Origin of the sequence: Psychrobacter sanguinis (assembly GCF_020736705.1) — a bacterium.
Lineage (GTDB): Bacteria > Pseudomonadota > Gammaproteobacteria > Pseudomonadales > Moraxellaceae > Psychrobacter > Psychrobacter sanguinis.
In genome coordinates, this window is the sequence record NZ_CP085990.1 from 2054681 (window position 1) to 2067707 (window position 13027).

Below are 13027 nucleotides of genomic sequence, written 5' to 3' on the forward strand. Positions count from 1 at the left end.
CACACTGACCGCCCGCCCATAAGCCAAAAAATAAGGAGGCTCATTTCTTCATGACTACTACGACAGCCAACCAAAAAAAAGAAATGAAAAATAAGCAAGAAACCACCACCCCTGATAAAGCTGTAAATAGTGGTGCATCTGAGTTCACCACTTTAGATTGGGAACGTTATGAAGATGGCACTTATTCGCCAAACAGTTATATCAACCGTGAGCTTTCTTGGCTTCAGTTTCATTTAAGAGTCCTAGTTCAAGCGACCAATCCCAGCCATCCTTTGTTAGAGCGTTTGTTCTTTTTGATTATTTTCTCCTCGAACATGGATGAGTTTTTCGAAATCCGAGTTGCAGGACTTATGCAGCAACTCAATCACGGTAATATCTCGCACAAACCGGATAAAATGCGTCCCAGTGAAGTGTTACAAGAAATATCAGAGGTGGCTCATGAAGCTATTGAAGAGCAATATCGTATTTTAAATGAAGAGATCTTGCCTGCCTTGGCGGAAGAAGATATTCGCTATTTGAAGCGTGATGAACTAAACCCAAAGCAAGCGCAGTGGATGAAAGAATACTTCATGGAGCAGGTGATGCCGGTGTTGACGCCGATAAGTATTGACCCAGCGCACCCGTTCCCAAGATTGGTAAACAAAAGCCTCAACTTTATCGTAAGCTTAGAGGGCAAAGATGCCTTTGGCCGAGATATTAATTTGGCAATAGTACCTGCACCTCGTAGTTTACCGCGAGTCATTCGTCTGCCTGATGAGCTGACAGAGGGGAAAGAACACCACATTATGTTATCTGCGGTGATTCATGAGCATGTGGGTAAACTATTCCCAGGAATGAACGTCACCGGATGCAACCAGTTCCGTCTCACTCGAAATGCCGACCTTCAGCTGTCTGACGATGTAGAAGACATCGCTAAAGCATTAGAAGGGCAGTTAGACAATCGCCGTTTTGGGGACAAGGTTCGCTTAGAGGTGACCACCAATTGTCCTAAAGAAATCAGTGATTATTTGCTTAAAGAATTTGGACTTCATGAAAAGCAGTTATATCGAGTCAATGGACCGGTAAACTTAACCCGTTTACTATTTGATTTCGATATTCCTAAGCTACGTTTTCAACCATTTTCACACATCATGCCAAAGCCTTTTAGAAGAGAGTCTTTTGATAAAGATGAGAGCATGTTTACTGCCATTCGCCGCGGTGATGTGTTGGTGCATCATCCCTTTGAGTCATTTAACCCTGTGGTCAACATGATCTGGCAGGCAGCAACTGACCCTAAAGTTTTGGCAATTAAACAAACCTTATATCGTTCAGGTACGAACTCTGAGATTGTTAAAGCGCTAGCAGAAGCGGCTAGAAATGGCAAAGAGGTAACTGCCATTATTGAGCTACGTGCTCGTTTTGATGAAGCTTCTAATATTGAAGTGGCCAACCTGTTACAAGAAGCAGGGGCGGTTGTGGTTTACGGTATCGTCGGCTACAAAACCCATGCAAAATTAATGCTTATTGTACGCCGTGAAGACAATAAGATACGCCGCTATGTGCATCTAGGGACGGGTAACTATCATGAGGGCAATGCCAAAGCTTATACTGACTATGGATTGTTCACAGCAAACCCAGACTTATCAGAAGATGTGCATAAGATTTTCCAAGAGCTTACCGGTATGGGCAAAGCGGCCAACGTCAATAAGCTGTTACATGCACCATTTACCATGCATCCTAAATTTATGTCTTTTATTGATGATGAGATTGCCCATGCTAAGGCGGGTAAGAAAGCCCATATTATCGTCAAGTGTAATGCATTAACAGAGCGTCATTTGATTGACAAGCTGTATGATGCGTCACAAGCAGGGGTGAAGATTGAGCTTATCTTACGTTCAATGAGCTGTATCCGTCCTCAGGTCAAAGGCTTGTCTGAAAATATTACAGTGCGCTCAGTGGTCGGACGCTTCTTAGAGCATACTCGTGTCTATTATTTCCATAATAATGGTGACGAGCGCTTGTACTGCGGTAGTGCGGACTGGATGAGTCGTAACTTGTTCCACCGTGTTGAGGTCGCCTTCCCAGTTGAAGATCCAAAGCTGTTTAAGCGGGTGTATCAAGATGGGCTTATTAGCTATTTAAAAGACAATGTACAGGCTTGGGAATTAAAAGGAGATGGCAATTGGCATCAGGTTAAGCCGCAGCCTGGTGAGCAGCCTTTTATTGCTCAAGATTATTTACTACAAAAAATCAATAATGTCTCTGATATAACGGTTCAATAGATGATTTAGCTACTATTGCATTAATTCAATTAAACTAAAAAAAGCAACTTTGGTTAACAAAGTTGCTTTTTTTTCAACATAATTAAACACAAAGCTACGTGTTTCTAATAGTTTATTGAGCTCTGCTGCCTATATGATAATACGCATAACTAAATAAACAAAAAAAGGAAGCAATATGAGCAACGATAATAACAATGCAAAACCGCAAGCATCAGAAAATCAATCAGATGTAGAAAGAGCAGCGAATGAAGTGAATCCAAATGAAGTGGAAAAAAATCTTCAATCTGATGAGGCTAAAAATAAAACGTCTGAACAGCCCGAAAATCTGTCAGGTGAAGAGAGAACCCCTTTTATAGATGAAAAGTTACGGACTGATAAATAGTTCGTATTGATAAACAGTTCAAGATAGACAATTTAAATAGTTAATGCTACTAATTGCTCATACTATAAATATTATATGGATTATGAGCACAACTAATTATTAATTCTGATAAATATAAAATATAAAGAGAATATTATGTCAATTAATCAAACCATAAAAGTGAAAGATGAACATAGACAGTATGAAGATCCTAAAGATACCCATTCTGTAGATGCTACAGATGCGCCTTCTATCGACCAAAGTGCTGAAACCTCAGATAAAGGTGAGTTAGAGCAGGGTACTTATGAAGGCAGAAAGCATCAACCTGATATTGATGGTCCACAGCAAGCTTCTCAAGAAACAGATGATGTTTATGATGAAGGCCGTGAAGATGATACCCGTCTTCCTCCAGCGGGCAGAAACGTGGGCGAGTTAAATGCTTTTGACTTAGGTCGACACGATGAGGATTAAGATCTGATTTGCTAAAACTAAGCTGTAATGTTTAGTTTTATTTAGAATTAATCATATTCGAATTCGCTTTTACGTTTTTAACCCACTGGTCGCAAGCTATTTGAATAACATACTTAATCTTATTTAAGTAGTTATTTAGGTACTGTGGCATTAAGGAATGATTATGCAAACTCAAGACCCAAATTTAACCAAAACTCCGATCGATAAATCAGAAGTAGCGGTTAAGAAAGAGGCTAAACAGTATTCAAAGACATCAAATGAATCTGAGCAGTATTCAGAAACAACAAATGAAAAGGGTACTGAAACACTTAAAGATGAGTACATCAATAGTGAGCATGTGAAGGAAGGGGATAACCCTGCCCGTCAACCGGATAGAAGAGATCAACAGGGCAATACGCCTTTTGATGATAATGTGAATGAAAACACAATGGGTACTGAGCGTCCGCAAAGTGATGAAATAACCGATGCCAATCGTTATGCCACTGTTGATAATGCGCAAACCCGTGTGCTCAATGAAGATCTTAAATAAGTTTAAGTGAGTTATCCATAACTTCTCTAAGTGTATCCATAAAAAGGCCTACTATTTATAGTAGGCCTTTTCATTAGTACTGAAACGTTTCGTTGTTAGTGGGAAGTCGTTCATTTATAACAATGTTTAGGTTGGTATCCCACTATGAAAGCGTAATTCGCTATCTGGGCTAGTAATGAGTTCTGCTTCTATTTCTCTAAAAAAAGCGATACGTTGGTCAACGTTCATAGTTTCTTCATTAGTATTGATACTGCCATTAGTGGCTTGCGATAAGGCTTCTAAATCTACAGTACCCCCCTTATTAGGTTCTAAAGAGCGAGCAAGGCTTATATAGTCTTCGTAATGACGGCTTTCTGATTTTAGTAAATAGCGATAGTACTTAGCCAGCTTTTCATCCTCAATCACCTCACTAAGTGCCGCAAAACGTTCACAAGAGCGAGCTTCGATAAATGCGCCGATAATTAAAATGTCAATCATGGCGGCAGGCTCATAAGTACGTTTATGCTTAAGCATACCTTTGGCATAGCGACTGGCAGGTAAGTGACGCCATTTTTGACCACGCTCCTCCATAATACCTACGACTTGCTCGTAATGTAGCATTTCTTCTCGAATCAGCTGTGCCAACTTCATTTGTAGCTCTTGATGGAACTCGTAGCGAAAGATTAAGTTCATGGCAGTACCAGCTGCTTTCTTTTCACAGTTAGCATGGTCCTGAATCAGAGTTGGCAAATCATGAACTGCGGCATCAAGCCAAGCTTTGGGTGTAGGCGCACCTAAGAAATCATGAATATGGGAGATATCGGTTTTGGCGGGGGCAGTTACTGTGTTATTGCTATCGTTAAGACTGTCATCACTCATAATTGTGCTCATTTATTACTTTGGCTAAGAGTATAGGGGATATAAAACTTAAATAGGGAACATAGATAAGGCGTATAAGGCCTATTCTATCAAATTAGACGTAAGCATCCGACCACCCCCTATTGCGGTGGCACCCAGCGATGAGGTAACAACTCATCCAGATCCTCTTGAGTAGGCAGGCGTCTTAGCACGTCTGTCAAATAAGCAGACACATCCAAACCATTTAAGCGAGCTGACTGAATGATTGACATAATATTCGCAGCCCGCTGCCCACTTCGCAGCGAACCGGCAAACAACCAGTTTTTACGCCCAAGTGCCCACGGACGCATCTGATTCTCCGCCCAATTATTATCAATCGGCAGCCTGCCATCATCTAGATACTGAGTCAGCGCCTGCCAACGTTTCAGGCAATAATCCATCGCCTTACTAATACTGGCATTTTTAGTGGTTAACTGCCTTTTTTCTTGTAACCATTGGTGCAGCTTATCGGCAATCGGTTTGGCTTTTTCTTGCCTGATTTGCCGAACTATTTGGGGATCTCTTGGTATTGGAGGTGTATTTTTTTCAAATCGCTCATCAATCTCACGTTCAACAGCATACAACTGCCTAAATAACGTTAATGCCTCAATGCTCACGATACTTTGCCCAGTGACATGCAGTTCATGAAACTTACGCCGTGCATGAGCCAGACAACCGATTTCAGTCACACCTTGATGAAATAAGAACTTATACCCGCTGTAATCATCGCAAACCAGCTTACCGCGCCACTTATCTAAAAAGGCTTTAGGGTGCTCATTACGACGACTTTCGGCAAAGTCATAGACCACCGCTTTTAATGAGTTGTGCTGTGGCGTAAGATACGCCCAGACATAGCCTTTTTTTAATGATAGGACTTACGCAACAATCAGTCTAGGCGAGCGCAACTGCTCGCAGAGATAGTCATCCAGCAAGCCATGTTTTAACTGATATACCGTTTTCTTTGTCTGCCTAGCAATACGGGTCAAACTTATCCAAACTAATATAGAACAGCAAATATGATTGCGCTGAATACGTGCTTTTCGACACTGATTAGACTCTATACCTGTTAATTGCTTAATCTCACGATGAAACTGCTCAATTTTCCAGCGTATGGCGCACACCTGTTGTACGTCATCACGATTTGTTTGAGTGGTGTCGTTGGTTACGACCCAATCCGTGCGGTGAGTACTCACCACAACCCGAAACAGTTGCACTTTATAGTGTTTAGGAAATTTATTGATCTTAATTAATTTGCCATTATCTTGTTCGGCCTCAGTCCATTGTAAAGCACTGACTGAGGTATAAGCGCGTTGCCCCTTAGAATCATCAACCAAACGGTTGCTCTTAAGCGGACAGTAAAAGATTTTACCTAAACCATCAATAGTCAGCATGATATCTTTAGTGGCATACCAGCTGTCCATGAGCACCGTTTTAAATACCAATTGCTTGTACTCGATCGTGTGTCGTAACATATCTTTTAAATGATCAAGCTTGGTTTTACCATCGATGGCTTTGTCGTAAATACGGTAGTCAATAACCCAATACTGCTGGGTATGCGGGTTAACGTAGATGCAGTTTACAAGACCAATGCCTTTAATTAATCGTTTAGCATTGCCACTATATTGGCGGTTGACCAGTTCTATCTTATGACTGTGATCTTTGTCTAATACGGTATCATCAAAGAGCAAGTAACCCTCAGCATCGGCGACAATGTCTTGTTTAACTTGTTCCCATACTAGACGAGGTTTGAGCTTGTCACCTTTAATATAACGGTTGATACGGTCATGACTGATGTTCTCAGGATGATGATCAGCATAGTTGGTGATGGTGTAGTTTATTTGGCTCACCATGAGATATTGGCAATAATCTAGTCGGGTTACTTTAGGCTTCTTCATGACTATTATGGTACTACGCTGTGCTTTAGGTTGGCAATATATCTCTGGTTTTGCGTAAGTCCTAAATGATTTACCACCTACCTTTACATGGTTCTTCATGATAGATACCGGGGTTTCATCGGCATGTAAGATAGGCTCAGACAGTAATAGTTCATGCAAGCGACTGACTAAAGGCTCAAGGGCGACGCCGCAGCGTCCTACCCAATCTGCCATAGTAGCATCGGGGATATTTACCCCACTTCGCTGATAGATAATATTCTGCCGATATAGCGGCTGATGGTCTGCATATTTGCTAATAAGGATGTGTGCAAGCAGCTCTGGGGTGGCGATGCTTTTGTTAATAATCTGCTTGGGGGTAGCCGCTTGATGAATGATGTCACACTCACGGCATACCCATTTAGGGTAGATGTGACGCTCAATATAAAACTGCTTAGGGATAATGCCAAGTTTGTCTTGTTTATCCTCCCCAATTCGCTTCATTTGACAGCCGCAGTCACAGACGGTGGTAAGTGGTTCATGAACCTGGGTTTTCACCTCAAGGTTGTCAGGAATCACTGTGTATTTAGCACGCTTTGTTTTTTTAGGCTGATCAGTAGCTGAAGCTGGCAGCTCATCTGTGCTCTCTTTGACGGCTTTAAGCTCACCCTGATCAATGAGGGTTTCTGCCTGAGTAAGTTCAATAGCAGGCAGCTTGGCAAGCTCATCTTGGCTTAAGCCGCTAAGGTATTCATCTCGGATTTGTTCAAGCTGCGCTAAGTCCTCTTGCGCCGCCTCATAGTTTAAGTGGGTTTGTCTGTCAGTGATGCCTTCGCTTTTTTGTCCATAGAGCCGGTGAATAAGCCGCTTTTGTTTTTCGATGAGTTCAAGCACTTGTTCATACAGCTTGTGGTTTTCTTCAACCACTTGGTTAAAAAGCTGCTGTAGTTGATCGTGACTTGTATTTGTTTGATCAATTTGTTGCTGCAGGTGCTCATTACGCTGTTCAAGCAGGTGGATTTTCACCAGAAGCTCGGCGTAAGTGGGGTCTTTTGATAAGTCGGATAAGTTGGCAACAGTCATGGCGATATGTTGCCAGAGTTTTATTTGCCTGTCATCTGCTATTTATAGGATGGGGGTTAATTTATCTTTGCCCATGTTACGCCAAGGCAGTCCACTGATTAAGGCATTAAATTGTTCACGGTTGATGCTGATACCAGTCTGAGTGGTGGTGAGCGGCTTGGTTAAGCCATGAAATTTATTGTCATCGAGCTGACGGCTACAAAGCCATACGCCAAGCCCATCATGAATGAATACTTTTAGGCGTGTGCCTGCTTTGTTGTAAAACAGGTAGGCACAGTGAGGGCGAATGCTTTGGTGTTCGGTGATGATGTGGGCCAGTAGTTTGCCACTACCACATCGCATGTCCATAGGTGCGGTGGATAGCCAGATGTGAGTGATGGGTATCATTGCAGTCCTCGTAGTAGGTCAATCAAACTTTGAGTGTCTATTTGGCTAATGTTGAGGCTTATCGCCCCAGATGCTCGAGCTGTGATTTGCAGTTTGATGTTCTTTATGACGGAGGCTGAGCCTAGATGCGTGATTCCAGGCTCAAGATGAATTGGAATAAAGTGCGGGTTTGGATCATGAGGACTGTTTATAGCACCAGGTAATGTGTCAGCTTGAGTCTGCGTGCGCTGATACTGGCGTTTCCAGTTATGTAGAAGGTTTTGGTTAATGCCATGCTCTCGGGCAATGCTGGCAATTGATCGACCTGAGTCTGTCGCTTCTTTTACTAAAAGTGCTTTAAACTCGCCGCTGTAAGTTCTGCGTTTGGGCTTATTAGGGGGTTGTGTTGTCATGTTAGTGTCCACGATTATTTGTTCGTGGACACTATCTCGCATTTTTTAATAGAAAAAAAGATGGGATGGTCGGATGCTTACAATTAGACTTTATAGCGGTCTTCGCTTTTTAACGGCAAGAAATTTAATACAGCTGTAAAAAAGGCGAGTTAATCTAGATGATATTAATTCTGACGATATCAACTGTCATCAGAGCTAAAGAGTGCACTCAACTTATAGTTAACAGTAAAGGTACAAGCGGCAAGATAACTGAATACAATAATCTATTATTTAATAGCACTCGATAGTTAATAAGCTTAATTCATTAGAATTAATACGCTGAAATCTAATAAGACACAAATTATAATATTGTATAAGCTTTTGAATTTACTGACTTTAGCTACTACTATCAAGGCAGTAAAGACCAAACATTTATTTAGTAAATGGCAGTTTCTTGTTTATTTATCTCAATGATAGTAGTATGAAGAAAGACGACCTCCTAGTGGCCAGTCAATCAGTATATAGAGTGTATTTCAGCTATCGGTATAGCCCTAATTTGTTTCAATAAAATTAATAATAACAAGTCTGAGTATGCTTGTGCATAAGATAGACTTAAATGAAACACTGAAGACACTGATTAATTCATTCACCAACAAAGGATCATATGGTATGAGTAACTCTGTTAATAACAATGAAAATCGCGTTCAAAAAGGCATCCTTGCCATTGATAGTCAACTTTATAATTTTATTGAAAATGATGTACTACCCCGCGTTGGTGTGGAATCAGAGGCTTACTGGTCTAATTTTGAAGAGATTGTTAAGAAGTTTACCCCACGTAACAAAGAGCTTTTAGCCAAGCGTGATGAGCTACAGGCTAAGATTGACCAATGGCACTTAGACAACCCTGCCAAAGATGGTGAAATCGACTATCCAAAATACAAAGAATTTTTAACTGAAATTGGCTATCTATTGCCAGAAGGTGAAGACTTTGAAGTGTCAACAGAGAATGTTGATGCTGAGATTGCCAGTATTCCAGGACCGCAGTTAGTAGTACCTGTACGTAATGCTCGCTATGCACTTAACGCTGCTAACGCTCGTTGGGGCAGCTTCTATGATGCCTTATATGGTACTGACGTAATCGATACCGCTGATGGTAAAGATAAAGGCAGCAGCTACAATCCAAAACGTGGTGAAGCTGTTGTGGCTTATGCCAAAGCTTTCTTAGATGAAAACTTTGCATTGGCTCAAGGTAGCTATACTGATGCTACTGGTTTTAGCGTAGAGGGCGGTGAATTAAAAATTGCTCAAGGCGACAGCACCACGTCACTTGCCAATACTGCTCAGTTTGTGGGCTATGTAGGTGATGCGAGCAATCCAAAAGGTATCTTATTAAAGAACAATAACTTACACGCTGAAATTCAAATTGATGCCAACCATCCAGTGGGGCAAACCGATCCTGCGCATATCAAAGACGTATTATTAGAGTCAGCGATTACCGCTATTCAAGACTGTGAAGACTCAGTAGCCGCGGTAGATGCAGAAGAGAAAGTAGAAGCGTATCGTAATTGGTTCGGTTTAATGAACGGTGATTTAACTGAAACCTTCTATAAAGGTGGCAAAGAGTTAACTCGTCAACTAAACCCAGATCGTGAATACACCACACCAGATGGCGGAAAACTTGTATTACCAGGCCGTGCGGTACTATTAATCCGTAACGTGGGTCACTTAATGCAAAACCCAGCGGTATTGGTAGATTTAGGTAATGGCCAAGAAGAGATTTTTGAAGGTATTTTAGATGCTTTAGTAACGCCTCTACTGACTATTAATGATATTAAAGGCAAAAATGAGCGTTCTAACTCTCGTGAAGGCTCTATGTACATCGTTAAACCTAAGATGCATGGTCCAGAAGAAGTTAAATTTGCCAATGACTTATTTGCGGCTGTAGAGGATGCGCTTAACCTACCTCGTAATACCCTAAAAATGGGGGTTATGGACGAGGAACGTCGTACTACTGTTAACCTAAAAGAATGTATCCGTCAGGCCAAAGAGCGTGTGATCTTCATTAACACCGGTTTCTTAGACCGTACTGGTGATGAAATGCACACCAGTATGAATGCGGGTCCATTTGTACGTAAAGGTGAAATGAAGTCGGCGGTATGGCAGCCTGCGTACGAGCAGTGGAACGTTGATATTGGTATCGAAACGGGCTTAATTGGCCGTGCACAAATCGGTAAAGGTATGTGGGCGAAACCTGATGAGATGAAAGAGATGGTAGAGACCAAAATGAACCATCCTCAAGCGGGCGCAACCACAGCGTGGGTACCTTCACCAACAGGGGCTACGCTACACAGTATTCACTATCATCAAAACAACGTACAACAGATTCAAGAAGGCTTCAAAGGCCGTGAGCGTGCAAGTTTAGACGATATCTTAACTATTCCATTGGCGAAAGACACTAATTGGAGTGAAGAAGAGAAACGTCAAGAATTAGACAATAACGCTCAAGGTATCCTAGGCTATGTCGTTCGCTGGGTTGACCAAGGTGTGGGCTGTTCGAAAGTACCTGATATCAATAACGTGGGCTTAATGGAAGACCGTGCTACGCTACGTATCTCTAGCCAACACATTGCCAACTGGTTGCATCATGGTATTGTGAGCGAAGAGCAAGTTATGGAGTCTATGAAGCGTATGGCGAAAGTGGTGGATGAGCAAAACAAAGGGGATTCAAGCTATGTGCCAATGGCAGATAACTTTGATAACTCTATTGCTTTCCAAGCGGCTTGTGATTTAGTCTTTAAAGGTCGTGAGCAGCCAAGTGGTTATACTGAGCCATTATTACACGCTGCACGCTTAAAATTGAAAGCGCAACGCTAATAGCTGAGTCTGAGTAATGACTGCTTACAGGGACAGTGAGCTTTTAAATAGACAATTATCTAAGATAGTCTTTATAGAAATTGATTAAATAATAAAATTCGGCCCTTTGGTGCACTTTAGGTGTGGCAGAGGGCTTTTTGATGCGTTTTTAATTCGATAAAGTAGGGGTATGGCGGTAATCGCAAAATAAGCGCATTAGTGGCTACTATACGGCTTCTAATATCTTATGACTAAGGTAATCCCTCTAAAGCCCATCGATTTTCAGATTAAATATAATGGTATTTATTAAGTACAATAGTATTAACAGTGATTTGTCTGAAAAACAGCTTTCTTATACAAATTAATTCTCTGGGATTGGCTCCAGATAAGGCCCATAGCGGAGTAGTAATACCGATATAAAAAATGAATTCATGTCGATAAACAGGTTGTTTGGGCATCATGATAAATAGACACTTAACAAAATATTTAAAGTGATAAATCCCAGAAATATCAAATATTTAAATTATCGTTGACCAAAAAGCCATATTAAAAACCTCGAAATAAGTGTTGCAAATTATTTCAAAGTTGATATCCTTAGCCTTAAGGTATGAGTTTGGTGATTGATGTAACAGAACTATAAACTTCGTTTGACTATTGAAAAAATAAACATTGTTTATAATCAATATTTTGTTACTTGTTTAACATTTTTGTCACATAATGTTGCCATAATCGTATTTAATTCATTTCTAACACAGCTTATGCCTGATGCCCAGGTGTGATGATTGGTTGGAAGTTTTATGGACAAAACTGGGCGTTAGCTTGTTAGGGCAGCCCATAACTAAAATTGTAAAGTGGAGATCTACCCCATGAAAAAACTACTTTTAGCATCAGCTATCGCTGCTCTATCTGTATCAGCAGCTAACGCTGCTCCTACTGTTTACGGTAAAATCTTCTTGACTGCTGACTATGTTGATGAAGAGTTTGATTCTTCAGTTGCTGGTACTAATGACTATAACGAAGATGGTGTTCAAATCAACTCACAAGGTTCGCGTATTGGCTTCAAGGGTTCAGAGCCAATGACTGCTAACACAGACGTTATTTATCAATTAGAGTATGGTATTGATGTAGATGGCGATGATGGTCAGTCTTTAAAAAACCGTGACACTTACTTAGGTATTAACAACAAGTCATTCGGTGAGTTCCGCGCTGGTAAGAACCAATCAACCACTGACTACATCAATAACGTCGTCGTAAACGAAGGTTACTGGGATAACTTAGGCTCTACTAAACTTGATAGTGAGCAAAAAGTTGCTGCGTTAAACATGGCAGACAGTGGCCGTATCGCAAACTCTATCGTTTGGAAAGCACCAAAATTTGAAGGTGTACCAGTAGAATTTGCCGCTATGTATGCCAATGATGATGACATTACTGGCGAGAATCAAAGTGGCTGGGGTGTTTCTGCAATGTTTGACCAAGGTGCAGGTTATACTTTAGGTTTAGCATACGAAGATGACTTAAACATTAAGGGCAGTATGATTCGTGGAACAGGTACTTTAGATCTAGCTACTTTCAACTCAGGCTTCCCTGTAACTCTAGGTGCTTTATATCAAGAAGCTGATTACGATAGAGATAACAGTAAAAAAGAAAAAGGCTATGTTGTTAGTGCTCAAATGGGTCTAACTAACTTTGCTAAACCTGCTACTATTTATGCTCAGTATAACAATACTTCAGACCTTGATGGTGTAAACGGTTGGGATTCTGATCAAATCGTTGTTGGTGGTAAATACTACTATCAGAAAAACATGATTGCCCATGCTTACGTTGGTCAGAACGATGCTGACTTTGGTAATAATGGCGATGGTAAAGTATTCGCAGTTGGTGGCGGTCTAGAATACAAATTCTAATTTAAATTAGAATCATATTCTCCAAAAGCTCATCCCTTCGGGGATGAGTTTTTTTTGTGC

The 13027-nt window shown here is 41.0% G+C and carries 10 protein-coding genes and 2 pseudogenes; 6 read left to right on the forward strand and 6 right to left on the reverse strand.

The features are described 5' to 3' along the window. Positions 1–50: 50 nt before the first annotated feature. The 4 genes from ppk1 (at position 51) to LK453_RS08720 (ending at position 3622) form a co-directional block, all read left to right on the forward strand. The gene (gene ppk1, locus LK453_RS08705; protein WP_201538282.1) at positions 51–2261 is read left to right on the forward strand and encodes a polyphosphate kinase 1; all 2211 of its coding nucleotides are present in this window, start codon (positions 51–53) and stop codon (positions 2259–2261) included. Between the two features lie 175 nt (positions 2262–2436). Further along, positions 2437–2643 (forward strand): hypothetical protein, encoded by a 207-nt coding sequence (locus tag LK453_RS08710; RefSeq protein ID WP_007395300.1) that lies wholly within the window; start codon positions 2437–2439, stop codon positions 2641–2643. 135 nt (positions 2644–2778) lie between these two features. Further along, positions 2779–3093, forward strand: a complete 315-nt coding sequence (locus LK453_RS08715; RefSeq protein ID WP_007395299.1) for a hypothetical protein — start codon at positions 2779–2781, stop codon at positions 3091–3093. A 163-nt stretch (positions 3094–3256) separates the two neighbouring features. Next, positions 3257–3622, forward strand: a complete 366-nt coding sequence (locus tag LK453_RS08720) for a hypothetical protein (protein ID WP_044298350.1) — start codon at positions 3257–3259, stop codon at positions 3620–3622. Between the two features lie 126 nt (positions 3623–3748). Here LK453_RS08720 and miaE read toward each other — a convergent pair whose 3' ends face one another. The 6 genes and pseudogenes from miaE to LK453_RS08750 form a co-directional block, all read right to left on the reverse strand. Beyond that, a complete protein-coding gene (gene miaE, locus LK453_RS08725) occupies positions 3749–4480 on the reverse strand; it encodes a tRNA-(ms[2]io[6]A)-hydroxylase (protein WP_227672034.1) in 732 nt (243 codons plus the stop codon). 119 nt (positions 4481–4599) lie between these two features. After that, positions 4600–5358 (reverse strand): annotated as a pseudogene (tnpC, locus tag LK453_RS08730) (IS66 family transposase); the annotation flags it as partial. A 15-nt stretch (positions 5359–5373) separates the two neighbouring features. Further along, on the reverse strand, positions 5374–6393 hold the full coding sequence (locus tag LK453_RS08735) for an IS701 family transposase (RefSeq protein WP_201599183.1): 1020 nt from the start codon (positions 6391–6393) through the stop codon (positions 5374–5376). Positions 6394–6486: 93 nt separating this feature from the next. Next, positions 6487–7452: pseudogene (locus tag LK453_RS08740) on the reverse strand (IS66 family transposase); the annotation flags it as partial. Between the two features lie 42 nt (positions 7453–7494). Further along, positions 7495–7839, reverse strand: coding sequence for an IS66 family insertion sequence element accessory protein TnpB (gene tnpB / locus LK453_RS08745; protein ID WP_227953988.1), 345 nt, complete (start codon positions 7837–7839; stop codon positions 7495–7497). Further along, entirely contained in the window at positions 7836–8231 is a 396-nt protein-coding gene (locus LK453_RS08750; protein WP_201535522.1) for a transposase, read from the reverse strand. Before LK453_RS08750 ends, tnpB begins: the two co-directional genes overlap by 4 nt. 648 nt (positions 8232–8879) lie before the next feature. Between LK453_RS08750 and LK453_RS08755 the strand changes: the two genes are divergently transcribed. Both LK453_RS08755 and LK453_RS08760 read left to right on the forward strand, forming a co-directional pair. Further along, on the forward strand, positions 8880–11084 hold the full coding sequence (locus LK453_RS08755; RefSeq protein ID WP_044298349.1) for a malate synthase G: 2205 nt from the start codon (positions 8880–8882) through the stop codon (positions 11082–11084). 845 nt (positions 11085–11929) lie between these two features. Beyond that, positions 11930–12967: a porin gene (locus LK453_RS08760; protein ID WP_007395294.1), complete on the forward strand. Its 1038-nt coding sequence runs from the start codon at positions 11930–11932 to the stop codon at positions 12965–12967. The last annotated feature ends 60 nt before the right edge of the window (positions 12968–13027 follow it).